The sequence below is a fragment of the Scytonema hofmannii PCC 7110 genome (assembly GCF_000346485.2).
Taxonomy (GTDB): domain Bacteria; phylum Cyanobacteriota; class Cyanobacteriia; order Cyanobacteriales; family Nostocaceae; genus Scytonema; species Scytonema hofmannii.
Genome location: NZ_KQ976354.1, coordinates 2,457,872 through 2,480,355 on the forward strand (window position 1 = coordinate 2,457,872; position 22,484 = coordinate 2,480,355).

Here is a 22,484-nt window from a genome sequence, read left to right on the forward strand (position 1 = left end):
TTGGATTTTGGATTTTGGATTTTAGATTGGGGTATTGGGGATTGGAGATTTGCCTATGAAAGAATAATAACGTACAACTAATACACATTTGAAAAAAGGATACGAAAGAGAATTGGAGAAAATTCAGTCAGACAAGTCTTTCTCAATCCAAAATCTAAAATCTAAAATCTAAAATCGTATAATTATGAACCATTCAATTCAGTTCAAAAATCATCCTTTTCGATTTTTGCTTTATTTAGAGTGGGTTTTGCTGGTATTTGCTGTGTTTACGGCAGTGATGCCATTTCCAGCATATCGTTACCCCAACCAATTTCCAGAACTGACAATTTGCAGTTTAATTATTTTTGGCTTAATGGGATTATACCTACCCACAGGTCATAAAGTTACAAAAATATTATATACATCTCTAGAAATTTTCTTAATTTTAATTATTGGTTTTTTTAGTGGGAGAACTGCTCGGCTTTTCCCATTTCCTTACCTTATTTTCGTGACTCGTAGTTGTTTAATTTTTCAATTACCCGGTCGCTTGATAAGTGCAGTTCTATCATTTATCTTGTTTTTACTGACATTTAGACGTCGGTTAGAGCGCATACCACTGTCACCAATAGCACAGGAGCGTTTTTGGTTTTTTACTTTAAGTTTTGTGATTGTATTCGGGTTAGCTCTCGTTTTTATTTTGCTGTTGATGAATGCAGTTCTATCAGAACGGAAAAGTCGAGAAAAACTGGCGATCGCAAATGATAAACTTCGTCAGTATGCTTTACAAATCGAAAACCAAGCAACTTTAGAAGAACGCAACCGCATTGCTCGTGAAATACACGATTCTTTGGGACACTCTCTGACGGCTTTGAATCTGCAATTGGAAACGGCTTTAAAGCTATGGCAATCTAACCCAGAAAAGGCAAAGGCTTTTTTAGCAAGGGCAAAGGAATTGGGAAGTAGTGCTTTACAAGATGTGCGTCAATCAGTTTCTACCATGCGTTCTCATCCTTTGCAAGAAAAATCCTTAGAAGAAGCAATTTTAGGACTAATAGAAAATCTTCAACGTTCCACGAGTATTACTCCAATTTGTCACATCCAATTGCCTCACCCTATTTCCGTTGAAATGAGTACCCCGATCTATCGAATTATTCAAGAGTCATTGACAAATATTTACAAACATGCACAAGCGACAAAAGTTAAACTGGAACTAATTGCGATTGATAACAGTCTACAGCTTAAGATTCAAGACAATGGAGTGGGGTTTGATTTGAAGCAAAATACCACGGGATTTGGACTAAAAAGTATGCGCGATCGCACTTTGGCATTAGGAGGTCATTTTCATATTCAATCTGCTCCTAATAGCGGTTGCACTATTACAGTGACTATTCCCATCTTGGGGAACTATGAATTATGAATATTAATTTGACATTCAAACTTCAGCATTCACCATTCTATGATTAAAGTTTTGCTAGCCGATGACCAGAATTTAATCCGTCAAGGATTAAAGGCATTATTGGAACTAGAAGAAGATTTAGAAATTGTGGGAGAAGCAGAAAACGGTGAAATGGCACTTCGCTTAATTGAAACATTACATCCAGATGTAGTCTTGATGGATATTAGAATGCCAATTATGGATGGAGTCGCAGCTACACGAGAAATACAAAACCGTTTTACTGAAGTTAAAGTTTTAGTGCTCACAACATTTGATGATGATGAATATGTAAAAGCAGCATTGCAAAATGGAGCAACGGGCTATTTACTGAAAGATACTCCTTCTGAGGAGCTAGCGTTTGCCATTCGTGCTGTCAACAAAGGTTATACTCAACTAGGACCGGGGATAGTTAAAAAACTTCTCTCTCAAGTTCCGCCCATAACTTCAACCCAAACTTTACCATCTGGCTTGGTTGAACTAACTCCTAGAGAAAAAGAGGTTTTGCGATTAATTGCCACTGGTGCGAGTAACCGAGAGATTGCTCAACAACTTTTTATCTCAGAAGGAACTGTCAAGAATCATGTAACAAATATTTTAAACCGATTGAATTTACGCGATCGCACTCAAGCCGCCATTTTTGCCAATTCGTTTTTACCCTATCTCGATCGGGAAATAACTAACTAAACAGTTTGAGACACTCCTCCCTTAAAATACCTTTTGTAATCTGAATTTTTCTAAAACTCTTAGCAATCACTTCCTCACAAGATATATTAATTTGAGATTGATTAACCGAGATTAAATCTTCAATAGATGCGCCATAAATAATTTCCGAGACACCAGCCCAAACACAAGCAGTTGCACACATTGGACAAGGTTCGCCTGTTGTATAGATAGTATAACCTTCCAAAGAAGGATTTTTAAGACTGGCAGTTAATTTCCGTATAACATTAATTTCCGCGTGTGCAGAAGGATCGCTATCTTGCTTCACGGTGTTGTAAGCCTTTTCAATAACGCGATCGTCTTTCACAAGAATAGCACCATAGGGTGCATCCCCTTTCTGAGCTTCTTCCAACGCCAAGCGCATAAAATTTTCTGTGTTCATAACTAATTTTAGTAGGATCTACCTCAGATTTATAACCAATTATCAATAAGAATTTAGAAATACCTTAATTTTGATACCATAATGTTAGCTGTTCTTCCACCCATTGGCGATTGAGTTCTGATATGGGAGGCGGAACAGCTTGTCTGTAGTCAATTCGGATAGCGTAACCGCCTCGCTCATAAACACCACTCACAACAGATTGTAAATTTACAGTTATGACCTCTTGCGGTTCCTTAAGTGGTAATAAAAATTCAGGAATTGCCTCACGCATTGTAAAAGCATATAGATCGGCTTTCGGGCGGCGATCGCACTGACTCACTACAATTCGATAATCAGTTATGAGATCGACTCCTTTCATTGCCATAGGTTCATCTGCAAGGGAGCAAGTCTATTTCAACCAAATGAGACATACTTCCTAAAATCGCATGACGTTTTTCTTCGTAAACAGAACGTCCTTTTCCTTTGCGTTTATTCTTAGGCGATAAAACTTCAATTACCGTAATTACGGCATCTGTTCGGTGTTCCCTCACTTCCAAGTATCGTTCTGTTATTTCCACTGGCATTGGTAGAGTAATTTGCTGAGGACGAGATTGGACTGCAACAGGATTAGCCTCTTGATGGCTAATTTGTTTTGAAGATTGCTTACCTGCTGATGAAAGAACAACCGCGTCCGGAATTCCAATGAGTAGTTCCTCATCAGAACTATCAAGATAGGTGCGAGTTTCTACCCCAACGTAGTATTTAGGGAACAAATTTGGCGCAATGGTATCTGCAAGCGCCACAATCAGACGGCTGTGGAACTCTGACCAGAAAATTGGCTGCTCCAGGTAAGGATCCATTCCTGGAAACGGTGATGGCATAAACGACCTCACACAATGGAAGATATCCTGATTTTAACTGTTCGAGCGGGAGTTCCACGCTTAACAAACATGGACTTTCCAAAATTGGAAAACTAATTTCCTCTGTTGACGATGTATGTTGAATAAAGTACAGATTCATCCGCGTTCGTCGGCGTTCATCTGCGGTTCCATAAATTTTTTATGTATTGCACCCAATTTCGGAAACTCAATTTTCTGATTTGATGCTGTATGTTCAATCAAATCGCTGTAATGTTAAAGAAATCAATAAAAGGGATTGCAATTGATTTCTTCTTAAACTACATTACAAATTGTTAAAAAAATGACTCAATACGATTATGTTGTTATTGGTGCGGGTTCGGCAGGCTGTGTCGTTGCCAACCGTCTTACAGAAGACTCTAACACAACTGTATTATTGCTGGAAGCTGGTGGTCCTAATACCAAACCAGAAATTCAGAATCCCTTAGACTGGACTAAACTATGGGGTACTGAGGTGGACTGGGCATATTTCACTGAAGCCGAACCGTACCTCAATGGGCGCAAACTCTATTGTCCCCGTGGTAAGGTTTTAGGTGGAACCAGTTCGATTAACGCCATGATTTATATCCGTGGCAACCGTCACGATTACGATCGCTGGCAAGAGTTAGGCAATCCAGGTTGGAGCTACCAAGATGTGTTGCCCTACTTCAAGAAATCTGAAAACCAGCAGCGAGGCGCGTCCCAATTTCATGGAGTCGATGGACTCCTAAGCGTCACCGATCCAGTGGCTCCGGCGGTAACATCACAAAAATTTGTGGAAGCCGCGATCGCACTGGGTTACGAGCAGAATCCTGACTTCAATGGCGCACAACAAGAAGGCGCAGGACTTTATCAGTTAACAATCAAAGATGGTAAGCGAGAAAGTACAGCATCGGCTTTTTTACTGCCAATTCTCCATCGCCCCAATTTAACTGTCACAACCGAAGCATTAGTCACCCGCTTACTATTAGAGGGAACACGCACAGTTGGCGTAGAATATCAGCACAATGGGATAATACACCAAGTCAGGGTCGATCGGGAAGTCATACTCTGTGCAGGTGTCTTCGATTCACCCAAACTGCTCATGCTCTCAGGGATTGGACCAGCAGAACACTTGCGATCGCTCGGTATTCCTGTAATTGTTAATTTACCAGGTGTCGGTCAGAACCTCCAAGATCACCTTCATGTTCCAGTAGCACATCAGTCAACTCAGGCTTTGGAACCCGCGCCAAGTAGCAATATTGCAGAAGCCGGATTGTTCCTACATAGCAAGAGCAATTTAGATGCTATGCCAGATTTGCAATTTTTCTCAGCTCCTGTTTTGTGGGTTCCTCCTGCCTATGCTCGTGAAGGTGCAGGATTCGTCACTACAGTGTGCTTGAATCATCCCCAAAGTCGTGGCAGTGTTCATTTGCGTTCTGCTTCTGCTAAAGACTCACCTGTCATTCAGATGAATTATCTCCAGAGTGAATCCGATTTGCAAAAGCTGGTTGCAGGAGTCAAACTTATCCGTCAGTTGTTTCAAACAGAAATATTTAATGAGTTCCGAGGTGAAGAAGTTGCACCTGGGGTTGACAAGCAGAGCGATGAAGCACTCCAAGCTTATGTCCGTGAAGTCTGCGATACTGTATACCACCCTGTCGGCACTTGCAAAATGGGAACTGATTCATTAGCAGTGGTAGACCCAGAACTGCGAGTCCGTGGGGTAGATGGTTTGCGTGTCGTAGATGCATCAATTATGCCAACCATTACAACAGGAAACACAAACGCACCCACAATTATGATTGGTGAAAAGGCAGCCGATATGATTAAAGCGGCAAGTCATGTTTCACAGAAAGTTTTTTCCACAACTGCAGTTGCATGAATGCATTCACAAAAAGGCGACATAAATATGTCCATTGCTAAGTAAGTAGGCGAGAAAAAACCAAACTATGTAACGAAAAGTAAAATCTCTGTATTTGGCTCGTAGTAGCGCTTTAGCGCATGCATCGCCACTACAAACTAGTAATGATTATTTGCGCCAACCTACTTACAATAGAACTAAATGTTAGCGTGTCGGCTTTTAAAAAGACCGATCGCACATCCTTAGATAAGAAAAAGATAGCAATTGAGCTTAATAAGTTAGAGATCGGAGATGCTAATTTGAGTTTGTTAAGATTCATTGGAAATCTTTGAGAGGATGTTTTAAAAGTCTGGGGCGAATTATATTCGCAAAGGCAAGTATGAATTGAGACTTTACAAACATCCTCTAACAAACTACTCCTATCCCGCTCAAAGATTACTGAATTAAATGAACCGCAAAGACGCAAAGAGCAAGGGAGTAAGAGGAGAAGAAGATCGGTAATCTTATGGCGGGAAGGCATTAATTCCTCTTGCTCTTCAAAAATGAGCGAACGTATAGCTATGAGGATGCCAACGGTATGTTCATATTGCACCTCGATTTAAGAAAGTTTAGTGCGGTGAGTGTCAACTTTCATCACAACTGAGAACTGGCAAATTAGCAGTAGCATTAGGCACGACGGCCACCAACTCCAACTCGCCCCTAGAATTCATCACCCATCCTTTTGCTTCCACAATGCTTTCATCTAGCATTTGCCCTCTATCAGACCGCTTGTTAATTGTTTGGGGTTGATTTTCTGCTTTTTGTGAGTCTGGCAAATTCCGCACATCGTACCATAAAGTCTGATCTCGTAATGTATTATCAGGATTTTCTGGTAATCCACCTCGTCCACTAAAGACTAAACTATTGTCTCTTGCTGCCGTAGGGCAACCTGTTGTGATTCGTTGGGAGGGATCGGTTAAACTTGTTGGTAGTTCCACTAACCCGCGAGAAATGTCTACATCTGGAGTGTTGACTTGTACCGTACCATTAAACTCCGGTCCTAGTTCGGAAGAAGCGGTGATATCACTCTCTAAAGTCTGTTGTTGGCGAACCTGGTCACCAAAAATACCTTGGGAATTGATGACAACCCTTCCACCAAAACCTTTTTGAGCATTTGCAGTTATGTCACTATTTTCTATAGCGACTAAAGTATTAGTAGAAATGGTAAGATTCCCACCACGAGAACTGTTAAGGGCGTTGGTACTAATCCTACTTCCTTGACGCATTATCATGTTTTGCGATTGGATTGTAATGTTGCCAAAATCGCCAGCGTTTGTATCGGCAGTCATTGAGCCTTGTTTCATGAGTATAGAAGGGACATTCATCTGAATACTACCAGCCGTCCCTGTACCAGGAGGAAGTTTGTTTTGACTCTGGAAGTTGCTCACACTGATAGTCGCGCCATCACGAATAGTTAATTGATTAGCAGTAAGTGTGATGTTACCTCCATCACCACTTTCTTGGATAGCGCTAGCAAATAATCCACTCCGAGTTGTTTTGCTAACCCCTATCAATTCAACATTGTTAGCGTTCACTTGCAAATTCCCCGCATCTCCCAAGCCAAAGGTTGTAGACGCTATTTGACCACCTTCCACAAGACGCAAATTTTGGGTTTGAATCTTTACATTTCCACCCCGACCAGTGCCAGAATTGGAAAATCCTGGGATTTTTTCGACTGTGGCTGCAAGTATACTGGGGTCTTCTACACTTTCACCAGTAAAAATGTCTGTATATTCTGCAACACCTTTGACTTCTATATCATTCGCTTTGATAGTTAACTCTCCAGCATTACCAGAGCCAAAGGTCGTTGCGATCATCTGAGCGCCCGCTAAAACTCTTAAACTTTCAGTTTCAATATTTAAGTTACCTCCATTGCCAGTGGCTCCTGGTGTGACTGGGGAAAATAGACCACTTGCTCCTAGTAGAGAATCGCCAATCAGTTGAATATCTTTCGCTTTCACATCTAAATCCCCCGCAGAACCAATCCCATAAGTGGCACTTTGTATTTGACCCCCATCCATCAAGAGCAAGGATTGAGTGTCGATCGCGATCTTGCTGCCATTTCCTGTTGCGTCTGGTGCAACATCAGCAAAGATACCGCTGTAATATTGACTGTTGGGATTATCAACTATCCCTTGTACCTTTATGGTTTCAGAAGCCAAGACATTGAGTGTTCCTGGAGTCCCATTCCCGAGCGTGTCTGTGAAAATAACTGAACCATTGGTCAGGCTAATGTTTTTTCCTCGCAGTTGTATGCCACCTGCACTGTTGCCACTGGTATCAATAGATGCGGCATTCAACAATTCTATATCAGAATAATTAATTCCTTGCCCTGGTTCAAGTTGTAGTTGTTGGTTTTTGTTGATTAAAGAAACTTCACCATTGTTGACTGACCAAATTTCTACTCTCCCTTGTGGAAGGGTAATATTTCCACCATCCAAAACCACATTCGCTCCTACCAAAGCGATGGTTTTACCTGTTTGGGTTCCAGAGTGCAATCCTAATGGACGATTACTGCGATCTACATAATCAGAATCAACAGAGAATCCTAAATTGTGACCGTTACCGTTGACACGAATACTACTGTTAGGATTTGACCCGTATTGCAACCCAATGGGAACACTAATTGTGAGCAGTGGATTGGCTGTAGGGCTAGTGGCGACAAATTCCGTACCGTCAGCAAATTTTATTTTATCTGCAGTAGTGGCAAAAAAAGAACCACCTATATCTAAACGAGCATTTTCTCCAAAGATAATACCACTGGGATTGATCAAGAAGAAGTTGGCACGACCAATATCTGCGGTACCTTTTATGAGTGTTTGAATAGTGCCGTTAATTTGAGAAGGCAACCCACCAACGATCCGGGTGATAATGTTCTCAATACCTTGAGGATGAACGAATCGAGCTGTATCTCCCGATTTTATGGAGAAATCTTTTAAGCTGTGGAAAAGATTGGTACTGTTGTTGGGTTGTCCACCTCCAGTAATTTCATAAACTCCCTCACCAATATTGTTAATATTGGTGGGTAAGCTACCATCTGGCGTTATTTGAGTTTGTGCTCTAGCTGGTAATGAGGTATTCCAAACTAGAGAAATAGTAATAAGATTATATAGGGATTTTTTTTGAAAAAGTAAATACAAAGTTTCCTGTAAAATTGTTGTCAACTTAAAAAACATATAGAAATCCTATTTGATTTTTGAACCACACGTAGGTAGGGCTAAAGCCCACCACATAAAGCTTGTGTGCGGCATAGACCTACCTACAGTACTTAAAGTTCCAATTCAAGAGGGAAAAATCCGATTTCTCTAGACGCGCAAAGATTGATATCTCATAGGCTAAACTGAAAGAAACCGGACTCTGGGGGGATTAAAGACCAATGCTCTAGATAAGACTTCCTTAGTTCAAGATAGACCTATCTGATTTGAAATTACTGACTATATTACGTCTTCTCTGGTGACAAACTCGTGACAAGATATAATCCTCCACTACCTTGTTTTTTTCACTATTGGGGAGTTGATTTTGCCTTGCACGATTCTTTTTCTTAGACGCAGAGCTAATAATCCACCTAATACTAGTAGACTTGAAGTAGCAGATGATTCTGGCACAGATTTAGGAGCGGAGGTAATGAGTGGATTTGGTTGCCACCTTTGCTTTAAACCTAATTTTTCATAATACTGTTTCCATTTTTCAGAACCAGAAGCTCGCCATCTTATACATTCAGATGTGTTGTAGTTCTCTAATAAATTACAGAACTCTGTTAGCGCAGAGTCTTGCAAAGACAGTGAGGGCGGGGTATCATCATCATCGTCATCATCATCACTGTTATTGCCGTCCACAGTTATAGGATTTACAAGTGGTGGCGGAGCACTCAAAATCCAGGTAGAAGAATTTGCAATTTTGGATTCTGCTGTAGCTTTGGCTTGGTTGTATAAAGTTGGTAAGATAGGTGCAAATTGGTCTAGTTGCAAAGCTGGCGATCGCACATCCCAACCAATTAAATCCAATGCAATGAGATCCGTGCTTGCGATCGCCTCTCTCTTACCTGTCCCTAGATAAGGCTCCATGATAGCATTTTTGTCTTGTTTCCAATGAGAGGCTTGGTCTCCATCTCCACCTAGTGTAGGGTCTTCTCCTGTTGCCATGTCCTCAACTTTTGAAACGCCTCTATTCAAGGTGAAAAAAGGATCTTTACCTATTGATAGGTCTGGTATTCCCTTGGTACTAGGGCTATCATCATCACCCGATACAATCTTGTCTTTGCTTTGAGTGGAAAAGCGGTATAAGTCTAGTGGAGTCATACTTTTTTCCAAAACAGAATCCGTTATGCTTTTACCCGTAGTTTTCTTGTTTTTGATTGCCGATTTTAAGTTGGGATTATCCACCCCACTGATAAAACCTAGAGTGTGACCCATTTCATGTACGACCGTACTTAAAAAATCTAATTGGTCAGACGGAATCAGATTACTGGTAAAGTTATAGCTCCATTTCAATGGAATGTTTGAGTCATTCAGTTTATTGAAAACAATGTGACCGTCAAAACCAGAATCGTTGCTGGACAGTAGCCCTAAAGCTTTGGCATTAGCACGAGTAGATTGGAGGTAATCAATGTTTGATACTACGCGATCGCCAACCATCACATTTAACCCAGAATCATCATCATCTCCTCCTTTTTGAAAGTTTGTGTAGGCAGTTGCATCATTTGGCGATTTTTGGTCTGTAGACAATTTAGAGAGAAAAGTTTGGTATGAAGTTTGGGGTACTGACATTTCTGCTGTTGCACTTCCCAAAACATCTTGAGGAATCTGATTGGTAGTTGTCGCGAAAAGCTTAATGGTAACATCATCCGCTAAGAATTCTGCCCAAACATTGGCTGCCAATTCAATTCCAATCATTTGGTCTAAAGTGGTCTCAGGTCCATAAGATATTTGGAATTTTGGCTTTGTTGTTGAGCTAGTCGTGTATGCAATTTGTGCTTGTGCTAGCGTTGAATTACCAATATCCGCAATGAAAAAAAGTAATGTTAGCAAAGACAACTTTCTTAAACGAGTGTTTGGCTCGCTCTTATTTCCACGACCGTATATGAGAGACTTTTGATTGCTAATGCTTTTCATGGCAAGTTTGTAGCTACAAAGAAATAGTTTATTTTTCGATTTCTGAAAATCTTTTCACTGACTATCCCGTTACATTCATCAATAATGATACGTTTATATTTACTCTAAAAAATTAGAGTACCCGGATTTTATCTTATAAGTAAATATACTATAGTTAAAATTAATCTCTACATCTATTGCGATAGGGCAGGAATTTAACATCCAAAAATCAAAGTTCAGAAGTATATGGTGCAGCTTTTTCAGACCTTTGCTCGCTTCGTTCAGTGTGGAAATTTTCATATTATAAATCAATTAAAAAAAATTATAATTTCTGTGGAAACAGAAAGAAAAACGATTTAATGTGGCATGATAAAGGATATACTAATTTCTACTTGCCTTGGTGACTGGAAGTCGCAGCTACACAGACAAACCACCTATGCACTTCGTGCATCCTATTTTGTGCAAAGCACACGCTACGCGAACGTGAGTTTAACTTCATGAAGTCCGCAAATTACGATTTTGTTCAAGAAACAATTTTTTATTTTTGCAAAAATACCTGCTTTAGGTTAAGATGAACCCCAAAGATAGCAAAATGTTAGAATCAACGCTATCTTAATGAACACAGGGTGCGTAAAGCGTAGATATTAAGATTTGAATTCCCTGAAGAACTCTCAACAGACATTACAGTATATGCCAAATCAGTGTAATTCTGTACTCAAATCCCACCTCTTGGGAAGCTCTTTGTTCATGTCATTGTTTTTAACCCCTACTTGGGCTGGACTGGAGGCTGCTCAAGTCACTTTCAAACCTCCACGAGTATCTGCACCAAGGCAATCAACAGGAGGATCTTCGCGAGTTGGTGACAACTGCTTTACGACTCAAAAAGTAGGGTTGACAGCCTCGGTTATCCCCTTACTTCCATCAAGCGGAATAGGCTTGACTGTAAAAGAGCATCCAGTAATATTGGTCTACATTCCGCCTACTACCGCCAAACAAGCATTGTTTAGCGTGCAAGATGAGCAAGCTATAAACCACTACCAAAAAACTATCAATTTACCTGCAAAACCGGGCGTGATGGTAATCAAACTCCCTAATTCCATACCGGGAATCAAGACAGGGAAGAATTATCAATGGTCTTTGGCAATCATGTGCTCAGCTGAATTAGAGCCAGATAGCCCACTAGTCAGTGGATGGATTCAGCGAGTTCAAAACCCTGTCGGCTTAAAAAATCAAAGCAACTTATCTCCTTCTCTAGAATTGGCTTCTCACTTAGCCAAACATGGTGTTTGGTATGATACTATTTTTGAACTTGCTAACTTAATGCAAGCTGAGCCAAATAACCCGATTGTAAAAGCTTCTTGGCAACAACTGTTAAATGCAGTGGGTTTGAATGCGATCGCCAATGCACCAGTGACCAGTGACCAGTGACCAGTGACCAGTGACCAGTGACCAGTGACCAGTGACCAGTGACCAGTGACCAGCGATCGGTGTTAGTCAGGTGAAATCTCCTAGTTCGGGAGCATCCTGAATTTGCCAAAAGCCTGCAAGAATGGAATTCTCTTGCTATACAAACGCTCGTCCACCTGCGTGGACTTTATAAGAAGTCCGCGTTCGCGGACTTGGTCTGTCTAGGCGTGATTTCAATCACAAGCATGTTTTTTCCAAATAGGGATGCTCCCCCTGGTTCAAGAATATTTGAACAATTTTTCACTATAAAAACTGTAGAGAAAGGAACTGGATTGGGATTATCAATTTCTCAAGAAATCATAGAACAAAAACATAAAGGTAAACTTTACTTTTGTTCGGAGTTGGGACAAGGAACGGAATTTTTAATTGAAATTCTTGTTAAATAATAGAGACCAAACTCAAATAAAAAAAATGAGGGAATAATATGTCTACAAAATGCATATTGAGGAGATTGGCAAAGTATAGTTCTGGCAGGAATTTACTCACATTTTTGCTACTAATAAGTAGTTTTTCAGAGATCGCACAAGCTGATTTAAGTCCGAAGTTAAAAACTCATACGACTGCATCTTGGGTAGCCTCTGATGCCAGTAATAATGGACAATTTCCAATCAAAGATGCCAAATCCCAATTGGATAGAGGGAGAACTTTGTTTGATGCGGGACAATTTGCTGCTGCGGCTAAATTTTGGGAATTAGCGGCTATGAGTTTTCAGGGAGAGGGTGATACGACAAATCAAGCAAAGAGCTTATCATATCTTTCCTTGGCGTATCAGAACTTAGGAGAGTTGTACAAGGCAGAGAAAACAATTGTTAACAGTCTTAATCTCTTAAAACAAAAAGAAGGATATCCAGGTACTCTGGCTGTAGCGTTAAATACTTTAGGAAATCTCAAGCTGGTACAAGGAAAAGGGGAAGACGCCCTGAAAAGTTGGCAAGAAGCTGAACGAGCTTATGCGGCTGCTGGCGATTTAGTAGGAAAAACAGGTAGTCAAATTAACCAAGCACAAGCACTAAAATCTTTGGGACATTATCGAAAGGCGCAAAGTCTATTAGCAAATATCACTCAGCAGTTTCAAAGCCTACCTGATTCCCTACTAAAAATGCAAGCCTTGCAAAGTTTGGGGGTAGCTTTACAAATGGTAGGAAATTTACAAGAATCTCAGGAGATTTTAGAACAAAGTTTGGCAATGAGTCATCGCCTTAACTCTCGTGCAGACAGCAGTCAAATTCTTTTTAGCTTGGGAAATACGGCAAGAGACTTACAACAAAACCAAGTAGCATTAAGTTATTACCAACAAGCGACCGTAAAAACAACTAACCCCCAAGTGCAACTAAAAGCACAATTAAACCAATTGAGCCTTTATACAGAAACATCACAATGGGTACAGGCTCAATCTTTATTAGCATCAATAAAATCTCAACTAAACAGCCTCCCTCCCTCTCGCGTATCGATTTATGCAGCTGTTAACTTTGCTCGCAGTCTTTCTCAATTGGCACAAAAACACGAAGGAAAAGCTACACAATATCAAGAAGCAGCAAAGGTATTAGCTCGTGGGATACAACAAGCAGAAACTTTGGGAGATACGCGAGCCAAAGCCTATGCTTTAGTTAAGTTAGGAGGATTGTATTTCCAGACACAACAGTTAGATCTGGCGTTGCAAGTCACAGAACAAGCCCAACAGATTGCTGAGGCGATTCATGCTTCTGACATCTCTTATCAAGCTTACTGGCAAATTGGGCGCATTCGTAAAATTCAAGGAGATACTAAAGCGGCTCTAGTAGCATACGATTTAGCCGTTAACACTCTCAAGTCTTTGCGTAGTGACTTGGTGTCGATTAATCAAGATGTGCAATTCTCTTTTCAAGAGAGTGTAGAGCCAGTTTATCGAGAGTTAGTGGATTTGTTGCTACAATCCAAGCCCAGTCAAGAGAATTTAGTCCAAGCGCGGGAAACAATTGAAGCCTTACAGTTAGCCGAACTAGACAACTTCTTTCGGGAAGCTTGTTTAGAAGCTAAACCACAGCAAATTGACCAAATCGACAAGACTGCTGCAATTATTTATCCGATTATTTTACCCGATCGCTTGGAAGTCATTGTATCGATTCCTGGAAAGCCTCTTTTAAGTTATAAAACTTTTTTATCTAAAACGGAGCTCGAAAACAGTCTTAAACAGATGCGACAGTCCCTCAATCTTGCTTACTCTAAAGAAGAACGCTTACGCTTATATCAATCTTTATACAATTGGCTGATTCGTCCTGTAGAGTCTGAATTAGCCAAGAGTGGAGTAAAAACTTTAGCATTTGTATTAGATGGCTCTTTGCGAACTTTGCCAATGGCTGCTTTACATGATGGCAAACAGTTTTTAGTGGAAAAATATAGTCTTGCTCTCTCTCCAGGGATGCAGTTATTGCAGGCGCGATCGCTCAAAGGAGATAATTTAAAAATGATGACAGCAGGATTGAGTAAAGCACGTCAAGGGTTTAAAGCTTTGCCAGGAGTCAATTTGGAAATCAAACAGATTGTCTCAGAAGTTTCTACTCAACTCCTTTTGAATGAAAAATTTACTAGCAGTAACCTACAAAAAGCTGTTCAATCAAAGCCTTTTTCAATTTTACATTTAGCAACTCACGGTCAGTTTAGTAGTAGATCTGATGACACTTTTATACTGACCTGGGATAGCAAGCTTAAAGTCAAAGAATTGGGTGAATTAATTAAGTCTAGAAATGAAGACGAAACTCAACCAGTAGAGTTATTGGTTCTGAGCGCCTGTCAAACAGCTAAAGGGGACGATCGCGCTATCTTGGGATTGGCGGGAATAGCAGTTCATTCACGTGTACGTAGTACCTTGGCGACACTCTGGGCTGTGAAAGATCAATCTACAGCCAAATTTATGTCACAGTTTTATAAACATCTCAGACAACCAGGAATTGGTAAAGCGGAAGCTTTGCGACAAACTCAGTTAACATTTTTGCACGATGCCAATTTTTCTCACCCTTTTTATTGGGCCCCCTTTGTCTTAGTTGGAAATTGGTTATAACTTTAGAGGATGTATTCCTATCAGAACTTGCTGAGTCTTAAAGAACTAACAATAAGTAGTACAAGAAATCCAAGTATATTTCTGATTTTGATGTTATTTTCAGATCCGATAGAAAGCTTATTTATAAGCATATCTACTGTCTCTGAAATCTTACCCTGTAAAACACTTGTTTCTTCTGATTTAACTTTAATATGTGTGGAGTCTGTAAATGAAAGTTTCAGCCCATTAAATAAATTTGTATATATTTAAGTTAAGCAGTAAACGCTAGACAAACTTAGAACAAAAAGGTGACAAACTTGAAACAAACGGGCGAAGTGATAGTCTCAAGAAAAAGAGACATTTTATTGCTTGGAAATTTTTAAAGTGACGATCGCTTCTATCAACTCCTCTGGTTCAACGGGTTTTGCAATATGCCTCTGAAATCCTGCAGCCAAAGCCCGGAGTCGATCGCGCTCTCCCGCATAAGCCGTTAGGGCAATTGCTGGAATTCCGCCTCCGTGTTCCGGGGGGAAACTCCTCAATTGACGTATAAGTTCATACCCATCCATTTCTGGCATACCAATATCGCCGATCAAAAGATCGGGTTTGAATAATGTAAAAACTTCCAAAGCTTCAAATGCGGATGCTGTGACTTTTATCTCTGCTCCAGTTTGTTCTAGAATTGTGAAAATGAGTTCTCGCATATCGGCTTCATCATCCACCACTAAAATTCGCAAATTAGCGAGTTGGGAAGTATCATCCACAGCGCTTGCAGATGCAGCCACATCTGTTTTTCCGCCGTTTTCATGCTTCAGCAGTGGCAGTGAAACTGTAAACGTTGCGCCCAATCCTTCTCCGGGACTGTCTGACTTAACGACGCCGCCATGCAGTTCAGTTAAATACCGGACGATCGCTAATCCTAGCCCCAAACCACCAAATTGTCGGGTCGTTGTGCTATCCTCTTGTCGAAAATGCTCAAACACGTGTGGGAGAAACTCTGGAGTGATACCTTTCCCTGTATCTTTGACTTGAATGTGAGCATTGGTGCCAACTTGTTCAAGCCGAATTTCGATTTGTCCTCCAGATGGTGTGAACTTCACGGCATTGGAGAGTAAATTCCACACAATCTGTTGTATGCGCCCCGAATCACCTGAGACAAGACCAATGTCGCCTGCTACGACCTTCTGAATTTCAATGTCCTTTGCCTCAACTGATAGGCGTACAGTTTCTAAAGCTGCATTAACGACTTCCACCAAATTCACCGGATAAACATTCAGCATCATTTTGCCGCGCAAGATGCGTGAGATATCAAGCAAGTCGTCAATTAGTTGAATTTGCAACTTGGCATTGCGTTCGATCGTCTCTAACGCTTGCTTTGCACTCGCTTGATCGAATTGGCGAGTTTGGAGTAGCCTTGCCCATCCCAGAATTGGGTTGAGGGGCGATCGCAACTCATGAGATAGTATAGCTAAAAACTCATCTTTGAGTCGGTTTGCAGTTTCGGCTTGTTCCCTCGCGACACGCTCCCGTTCTAATAATTGCTCCCGTTCTTGTTCTGCAAATTTGCGCTCGGTAATATCCAGCGCAATGCCCGTCATGCGTTTGGGTTGCTTGTTGTCATCGTAAAACGTCTGCCCGATCGCCGTTAGCCATCGCTCCCCTTGTGTTGGGTGGAGAATGCGGAATTCAACATTGAGATCGATTTGATGCTCTAGCGCTTCACGTGCTGCTCGATCTGCGTGCGTGCGGTCTTGTTCAACAATTGAACTTAACCAATTGTCATAAGAAGGCTGGGTGATTGCTGGATCGAGACCATAAAGACGATAGTATTCTTCTGACCAAGTGACGCGATCAGTGGTGATATCCCAGTCCCACACACCAGCGTTAGCTGCTTTTTGAGCAATTCTCAGTCTTTCTTCACTCTGCCGTAGTGTCTCTTCTGCTTGCTTGCGGTGGGTGATATCATTTACCAATACCACAAAACCTTCAACATTTCCTTGGCAATCGAAGTGAGGAACGTAAGTAGCAATGACATCACGCGTGCCACCTGCGCTATAAGGAATTCTGCTCTCAAAGGTAACCTTTTGCCCTGAGAGTACCTGCTCGACATAAGGATGAATAACTTCATATGCCGCTTTGCCCAACACTTCTCTGAGATGCTTTCCGTTCACTTCAGTCGCAGCTCGCCCAAACCACTCCTCATACTTCTGATTGTTAAAGCGGTAACGCTGTTCAGCATCAACAAATGAAATGAGAACAGGTACAGCATTTGTGAGCAAAAGCAGTTCGACTTCTCGCTGCTGCAAGGCGACCTTAAAATTTTGCTCTTGTTGTTGCAGTGACAATTCTGCTTGTTTGCGTTCGGTAATATCGTTAAAGGAAACTGCTATCCCGTCGTTTAACTTCACAACGACGTTCCGAAACCACCCTGTCAGAGCTTTGTTGTCGTAAAATGTCTCAAAAGTTGTCGAAATGCCAGTTTCGACGACTGTCACGTAGCGCTCAAAAATTCCACTGGTTTTACTATCGGGAAAGAGGTGCAGTAAAGACTGACCGAGTAACTCTTCTGGTGTACCGTTCAAACCTCTTGCAGCAACTGGATTGGTGTATTCGATAGTAAAGTCGGCGATCGCTCCTGCGACATCCCGGACGCCACGCAGAATGATAAATCCATCGGGTGATGCTTCTATCACCAACCGAAATCGCTCCTCACTCTCTGATAACGGAACTATTTCTTGACTCTCTACAGGAGAGGGACTATCAGAAATCCCAGCTTTCACCTCAGTCATCGAATTTTTCAAGCGTGGAGAGTTCAAGTACTACCTTATTTTGAGGAGATCGATTTATAAATCTATCTACCTCAAGGAGTAATTATTGGAATTTTACCACTAGAGAAGACCTTTTCCAAACGCACAACAGCGTTATAATCGGGAATACCTACTTCTGGCGATCGCTTGCTTTTATCTAACAAGACATTTCCCTCTGGCCAATGAATTTGTAAATTTCTTGGCATAACGGGTGCGATATACACCTGTCCCCTAAACTCACCAATGTCATTTTTCAGCATCACCGCATCCCCATCTTGAAGCTCCAACTTCTCCGCATCGACACCACTCATAAGTACAGCCGATCGCACTGCGCCAGTAATAGCATCCTTGCGTTCTTGTACCATGCTGTTAAATTGCTTACCACGGCGTGTTGTCACCCAGAAATAACCCTCTGGTAGATACCGTTCTTGAGGAGTCAGCACAGAAAATCGGGCTTTGCGATCGGGTGTTGGGAAGTTCCAACCAAAACACAGATGCGCTCCGCCATACTGAAATTGGTCGCCCGCTTCCTTCAAATGTTGAACTCCCGCATACTGAGGAATCACTTGAGCAATCTCTTGGCGCATTGCACTGGTGTTGTGAAAGTGTAACTTCTCTGCTAAATCTGGACGCACTCGCTTTGCTAACTCCAGAAACACTTCCCATTCTGGACGCGCCTCCCCAATACGGGAACCCGGAATTTCCGGGCTAAAAATGACACGGCGTTCTGTATTTGTCTCTGTGACTCCCCCTGGGATTTCATAACGAGTCGTTGCTGGTAAAATTACCACCGTCTCAACGGATTCCAAAAGCATTTGTTTGGATACAACAATATCCATGTGAACCCGCAGAGGTACGCGCTTTAAAGCTCTTTCCACATAATCTGGTTCTGGCAAAACCTCTAAAAAATTTCCGCCTACAGAGAACAAAACATCTAAATTGCCCTCAGCCGCAGCATCAATCATTTCAGAAGCAATTAACCCCTGAGTCGTGGGAACTTCAAAACCCCAAACTTCACTGATAGACGCTGCATTTTCCGGGGTGATAGGTTTTCCCCCTGGGAAAGTGGTGGCATAACATCCCATTTCTGCACCCCCCTGAACTCCAGAGTGTCCCCGAATTGGCATCAAACCACACCCTTCTCGACCAACAAATCCCTTCGTCAAAGCTAGATTAATAATTGCGCGAACATTATCTTCCCCACACTCATGCTGAGTAATGCCCATACTCCAGACAAAGACAGCTTTGTTTGCTTCGCCAACCATTTTGGCAAAGGCATACATAGAGTCGCGAGTCGCGCCAGAAATTTGCTCGAGTTCGGACCAAGACTGCGTATCGAGAAATGCTTTGAGTTCGTCAAAATTGGTGGTGTAGTTTTTGATAAAAGACTCGTCAATCCAACCATTGGCGATCGCGTGCTTCATTGTACCATTCAAGAAAGCCATGTCTCCGCCAATATTCACCAAAAAGAAATCTTCAGCAAACTTTGTACCAAACAAAGCGCTTTCAGGAATTGATGGTACCCAATAGCGTTCCATTCCTGGCTCGCGGTAAGTGTTAATCACGACTATCTTTGTACCCGCTTTTTTCGCCCAATGGAGATATTTCACGGTAACGGGCTGATTGTTGGCGACATTGGAACCAATGAAAACTAACAAATCGGTTCCGATCCAGTCTTTGTAGGAACAGGTGGTTGCAGCAACTCCGATAGTGGATTTCAAAGCGTTGGTGCTGGGGGAATGGCATATACGGGCAGCATTGTCAAGATTGTTAGTTCCCATTGCCCGCACGGCTTTTTGAGTGGCGTAGTAAGTTTCGTTGACCGTCCCCCGACTGGTGAAGTAGAAACCAAGGCGATCCGGTGTAGAGGCTTGGATATGCTTGGCAATTAAGTCCAGAGCCTCATCCCAAGTGATGCGACTGAAACCAAGTTCCGTGCGATCGCGTTTCATGGGATAAGGAAGTCGTCCCATGGACTGTAATTCAGCACCGCTTTTCTTTTGTAACTCAGAGACATTGGCGAGGAGTGTGGGGTCGAGTGCTGGCATTGTATTGAGGCGTAACAACCGCAGACGAACATTGCAGACATGGATGCCATCTACAGTCCAATCCTTCATCCCCGTTGTTCCCAAAGCACAACCATCGCAAACTCCTTTGTTTAGGATTTCCCAAGCATAAGGCAAATTGTCAGCGTTTTCCAACACAGCCCTAAACACTTCCCAGTAGTTATTCGGATACTGCTCGCCAATGCCGAAGGGTTTCCAGCTAGCCCAAATAGAAGGGTTCCAACTTTTTTTAGGCTTCCGCAACATGATGGCAGCTCCTTTTCACCGTTTCGCTTGCTAATGGGTTATTTCTATAATGATAGTGCTTGCTCACCTCGGTTACAACTTGTAGTGCAGTAGTAGAGTTGGCAATGCTAGCCCTCTCAAGGTGGATAAAAACTTCAGGAAATCAATAGCACTCTCACCTCTTACCTCTGCGTACTCTGCGTCTCGGCGGTTAACTTTCACGATCCGCAACTTCGTAAATCCTATAACAATTTGAAAGCTGATACTTTTGACGATGAATCGTTGTTTCTTTAATCCACATAAATCGCCACTGTTGTAAACCTTTACCGTATCGTTGTTTGCGGAGATGTGCTCGTCGCTTATGGGGGGAAACTACGCGCCCTACGCTAGGGACTAACATTAATTCTTCATCAACCGTTTCCCGTTCAAACTGCTCAAATGGCTGCTTAGCTCTTCCACAAAACTTAATCTTTCTGTATCCTAATTCGTTAAGTTTCTTTTGAGCATTGACGCCTCCCCTGCCTGAAGGCGAGGGGATTCTTTTCGCTCAAGCCGTCTTTGGCAGAGGCTGCTTACTCGCAACGTGCCAAAGATGTAGCCTGACTGGAGCCGTCAAAGTCTCCCTACACACTCCGTCAAGGTTTATACCCAACATCGTGTTTACTTTACGCAGAATATTAGCAGCACCGTTACAATCTGCGTTGATATACCAATTTTTATTTCCAGTACGGTACAATCCCCGCTTCACTCTTTTCCCAGATGGTTTATAGCCTATGGGTTTCTCACCATGTTTCGGCAATTCGTCACCATCAAAGAATGAAGATTTTGAAGTGTACGCTTCTTCAGTTTCTACAAAATCAATACCGTGCAGTTTGCACAGCTGTTCAATCCGATCTTTCAATTTAGCCGTGGGTATTTGGACAAAAGACTGATTGCCTTTCTTGCCCATATCAACTCTCTGTTTTTGTCCTGGGTTCCACCCAAATACAATTGTCCCAATGCTTTGTTTTAAGCAATGGTCAATCACAATACGAGATGCTTTGTTAACCGCATCTCGCATTTGTCGGTTGCGTTTCTCGGTGATGCTCGCAAGATGTTTACTCCAAAAACCTTGAGGTTTACCTTCTTTCAAAGTTGCAACCTGTTTATTAAACCATTGATTAAGCGATTTGATATGCAACCCGTCAACAATGAACGAAGTCCCAATATTAGACACACAGGTTAGCCAGTTATTTTTACCGTGGTCAATACCCAGCGCTTTCATTTTGTCGAGCTTAACGGCATCTGGAGACTTTGCCGCATAGGAGTAGGCAGCGTAGAACTCCCCGTTTCTGGGAACAATAGTTAGTTCTCTAATTTGTTCTGGGTCAATGTTTGTCGGAGTAGGAAGAAACAGTTCGCTTATTCCTTCCAAGGTTTTCAATTCAGCCCCTAAAGGAATACGAACAAACGAAATTCCTAAATCAAAAGTAAGTGCTTGCTTTGGGTATGAGACTTGAAACAGCCCTCCTTTTTTCCTATAGCTAGGCGGTTTTGGCTCTGAATTTAAATGCGGCAATTCCCCTCTACGCCACATAGGAAGCAGTTCTTTGAAGCTTTTAAATCCTTCAGCGACAGATTTTAATGTTTGTTGTGCTGACTGAGAATAGAGCAGTTTATAGTTAAGCTCTTCCTTCAAATCATGCGCCATTTGCTCATAAGGCACGCTTGGTAAGTTGCCAGGATGAGTTAGCTTGTGGTTCTGATTAATGTAATAGATAGCTTGATTCCAGAGACTGTTGGAACGCTTACAGATAAATTCCAGAATGTTTGTCTCAAACTGGGGTAGTTTAATGCGAATGAGTTGAGTTTGTATGAGTTCTGCCAAAAATTAAATCTCCTTTATTGTTGGCACAATTGTTTTATTATACAATAGCTGTATACAACAACGCAACCTTGAATTCCGGATATATGGCTAAATTTTCTCCTGACGAGTACAGACACGAAGGGAATGCAGTCTCACTACTCAACTACCATTTCGTTTTCATTCCTAAGCGTAGAAAAAAAGTATTAGTTGGTCGTATAGCTGAAAGACTACAAGAAATTATTTGTGATGTTTGCAACGAAAACCGATGGAAGATTGTGGCAATGGAAATTATGCCTGACCACGTGCATCTATTTATTAATGCTAAACCTACCGACAACCCGTCCTTGATTATGAATCGTGTTAAAGGAAGAGCATCTCATTTCTTGCGTAAAGAGTTTCCTGAATTACTTAAACTCCCTACTTTATGGACTCCCAGCTATTTTGTTTCAACTGCTGGTAATATTTGTACGGAAACCGTGAAGCGGTATATTGCACAACAGAGAGAATAGCGAAAGTACCTGCACCCTAAAGGGTGCTTGCGGCTTTCATCCGGGAGACCAAGCTCTTAAAAAATGGGGAAACCCTCAAACCCCTTAACTGTCTAGAGGTAGTGCAGGATATCCATAAATAGGGTTTCCCCATTTTTCTTGCCCAATTCCAGCCCTTGTCTAAAGCACAGATGTATCTCTCCGCC

General features: G+C 41.8%; 16 protein-coding genes. 7 read left to right on the forward strand and 9 right to left on the reverse strand.

Going from position 1 to position 22,484, the window contains the following annotated elements; all coding sequences use genetic code 11:
• Positions 1-184: 184 nt before the first annotated feature.
• Complete coding sequence (locus WA1_RS10605) at positions 185-1,396, forward strand: sensor histidine kinase (RefSeq protein ID WP_017743986.1); 1,212 nt, start codon at positions 185-187, stop codon at positions 1,394-1,396.
• A gap of 39 nt (positions 1,397-1,435) precedes the next feature.
• Positions 1,436-2,098, forward strand: a complete 663-nt coding sequence (locus WA1_RS10610) for a response regulator (RefSeq protein WP_017743987.1) — start codon at positions 1,436-1,438, stop codon at positions 2,096-2,098.
• On the opposite strand, the gene WA1_RS10615 is transcribed toward WA1_RS10610, so the two are convergent.
• The 3 genes from WA1_RS10615 to WA1_RS59610 form a co-directional block, all read right to left on the reverse strand.
• A complete protein-coding gene (locus WA1_RS10615; protein ID WP_017743988.1) occupies positions 2,091-2,516 on the reverse strand; it encodes a nucleoside deaminase in 426 nt (141 codons plus the stop codon). The genes WA1_RS10610 and WA1_RS10615 overlap by 8 nt on opposite strands.
• 64 nt (positions 2,517-2,580) lie before the next feature.
• Entirely contained in the window at positions 2,581-2,880 is a 300-nt protein-coding gene (locus tag WA1_RS59605; protein WP_017743989.1) for a DUF4058 family protein, read from the reverse strand.
• A gap of 4 nt (positions 2,881-2,884) precedes the next feature.
• Complete coding sequence (locus tag WA1_RS59610; protein ID WP_017743990.1) at positions 2,885-3,376, reverse strand: DUF4058 family protein; 492 nt, start codon at positions 3,374-3,376, stop codon at positions 2,885-2,887.
• A gap of 319 nt (positions 3,377-3,695) precedes the next feature.
• Here WA1_RS59610 and WA1_RS10625 point away from each other — a divergent pair, with 319 nt between their 5' ends.
• On the forward strand, positions 3,696-5,255 hold the full coding sequence (locus tag WA1_RS10625) for a GMC family oxidoreductase (RefSeq protein ID WP_017743991.1): 1,560 nt from the start codon (positions 3,696-3,698) through the stop codon (positions 5,253-5,255).
• A 602-nt stretch (positions 5,256-5,857) separates the two neighbouring features.
• Here WA1_RS10625 and WA1_RS10630 read toward each other — a convergent pair.
• Together WA1_RS10630 and WA1_RS10635 are read right to left on the reverse strand one after the other, a co-directional pair.
• On the reverse strand, positions 5,858-8,449 hold the full coding sequence (locus tag WA1_RS10630) for a beta strand repeat-containing protein (RefSeq protein WP_017743993.1): 2,592 nt from the start codon (positions 8,447-8,449) through the stop codon (positions 5,858-5,860).
• A 309-nt stretch (positions 8,450-8,758) separates the two neighbouring features.
• Positions 8,759-10,384, reverse strand: coding sequence for an NF038122 family metalloprotease (locus WA1_RS10635; protein ID WP_017743994.1), 1,626 nt, complete (start codon positions 10,382-10,384; stop codon positions 8,759-8,761).
• Positions 10,385-11,110: 726 nt separating this feature from the next.
• On the opposite strand from WA1_RS10635, the gene WA1_RS10640 reads away from it, so the two are divergent.
• From WA1_RS10640 to WA1_RS10650, 3 genes are all read left to right on the forward strand, one after another.
• Positions 11,111-11,791: a DUF928 domain-containing protein gene (locus WA1_RS10640; protein WP_148662668.1), complete on the forward strand. Its 681-nt coding sequence runs from the start codon at positions 11,111-11,113 to the stop codon at positions 11,789-11,791.
• A gap of 224 nt (positions 11,792-12,015) precedes the next feature.
• A complete protein-coding gene (locus WA1_RS10645; RefSeq protein ID WP_017743996.1) occupies positions 12,016-12,216 on the forward strand; it encodes an ATP-binding protein in 201 nt (66 codons plus the stop codon).
• Between the two features lie 38 nt (positions 12,217-12,254).
• A complete protein-coding gene (locus tag WA1_RS10650; RefSeq protein ID WP_051077054.1) occupies positions 12,255-14,867 on the forward strand; it encodes a CHAT domain-containing protein in 2,613 nt (870 codons plus the stop codon).
• 341 nt (positions 14,868-15,208) lie between these two features.
• Here the strand turns inward: WA1_RS10650 and WA1_RS10655 are convergent, their stop codons facing one another.
• The 4 genes from WA1_RS10655 to WA1_RS10665 all read right to left on the reverse strand — a co-directional run bounded on the left by WA1_RS10655 (position 15,209) and on the right by WA1_RS10665 (position 21,811).
• A complete protein-coding gene (locus WA1_RS10655; RefSeq protein ID WP_017743998.1) occupies positions 15,209-17,635 on the reverse strand; it encodes a PAS domain-containing hybrid sensor histidine kinase/response regulator in 2,427 nt (808 codons plus the stop codon).
• Positions 17,636-17,706: 71 nt separating this feature from the next.
• Positions 17,707-19,965 (reverse strand): FdhF/YdeP family oxidoreductase, encoded by a 2,259-nt coding sequence (locus WA1_RS10660; RefSeq protein ID WP_017743999.1) that lies wholly within the window; start codon positions 19,963-19,965, stop codon positions 17,707-17,709.
• Positions 19,966-20,155: 190 nt separating this feature from the next.
• Positions 20,156-20,482: an AcrVA2 family anti-CRISPR protein gene (locus WA1_RS62090; RefSeq protein WP_473163460.1), complete on the reverse strand. Its 327-nt coding sequence runs from the start codon at positions 20,480-20,482 to the stop codon at positions 20,156-20,158.
• Positions 20,483-20,491: 9 nt separating this feature from the next.
• A complete protein-coding gene (locus WA1_RS10665; protein ID WP_017750191.1) occupies positions 20,492-21,811 on the reverse strand; it encodes an RNA-guided endonuclease InsQ/TnpB family protein in 1,320 nt (439 codons plus the stop codon).
• An 83-nt stretch (positions 21,812-21,894) separates the two neighbouring features.
• On the opposite strand from WA1_RS10665, the gene tnpA reads away from it, so the two are divergent.
• On the forward strand, positions 21,895-22,299 hold the full coding sequence (gene tnpA, locus WA1_RS10670) for an IS200/IS605 family transposase (RefSeq protein ID WP_017750192.1): 405 nt from the start codon (positions 21,895-21,897) through the stop codon (positions 22,297-22,299).
• The last annotated feature ends 185 nt before the right edge of the window (positions 22,300-22,484 follow it).

Excerpts from the sequence above, each read along its gene's own strand:
- WA1_RS10645 (WP_017743996.1), top strand. The coding sequence starts at position 12,016 with ATGTTTTTTCCAAATAGGGATGCTCCCCCTGGTTCAAGAATATTTGAA.
- WA1_RS10635 (WP_017743994.1), bottom strand. The coding sequence starts at position 10,384 with ATGAAAAGCATTAGCAATCAAAAGTCTCTCATATACGGTCGTGGAAAT.
- WA1_RS10615 (WP_017743988.1), bottom strand. The coding sequence starts at position 2,516 with ATGAACACAGAAAATTTTATGCGCTTGGCGTTGGAAGAAGCTCAGAAA.
- WA1_RS10605 (WP_017743986.1), top strand. The coding sequence starts at position 185 with ATGAACCATTCAATTCAGTTCAAAAATCATCCTTTTCGATTTTTGCTT.
- WA1_RS10610 (WP_017743987.1), top strand. The coding sequence starts at position 1,436 with ATGATTAAAGTTTTGCTAGCCGATGACCAGAATTTAATCCGTCAAGGA.
- WA1_RS10625 (WP_017743991.1), top strand. The coding sequence starts at position 3,696 with ATGACTCAATACGATTATGTTGTTATTGGTGCGGGTTCGGCAGGCTGT.
- tnpA (WP_017750192.1), top strand. The coding sequence starts at position 21,895 with ATGGCTAAATTTTCTCCTGACGAGTACAGACACGAAGGGAATGCAGTC.
- WA1_RS10650 (WP_051077054.1), top strand. The coding sequence starts at position 12,255 with ATGTCTACAAAATGCATATTGAGGAGATTGGCAAAGTATAGTTCTGGC.
- WA1_RS10630 (WP_017743993.1), bottom strand. The coding sequence starts at position 8,449 with ATGTTTTTTAAGTTGACAACAATTTTACAGGAAACTTTGTATTTACTT.
- WA1_RS10640 (WP_148662668.1), top strand. The coding sequence starts at position 11,111 with ATGTCATTGTTTTTAACCCCTACTTGGGCTGGACTGGAGGCTGCTCAA.
- WA1_RS59610 (WP_017743990.1), bottom strand. The coding sequence starts at position 3,376 with ATGCCATCACCGTTTCCAGGAATGGATCCTTACCTGGAGCAGCCAATT.
- WA1_RS10660 (WP_017743999.1), bottom strand. The coding sequence starts at position 19,965 with ATGTTGCGGAAGCCTAAAAAAAGTTGGAACCCTTCTATTTGGGCTAGC.
- WA1_RS10655 (WP_017743998.1), bottom strand. The coding sequence starts at position 17,635 with ATGACTGAGGTGAAAGCTGGGATTTCTGATAGTCCCTCTCCTGTAGAG.
- WA1_RS59605 (WP_017743989.1), bottom strand. The coding sequence starts at position 2,880 with ATGGCAATGAAAGGAGTCGATCTCATAACTGATTATCGAATTGTAGTG.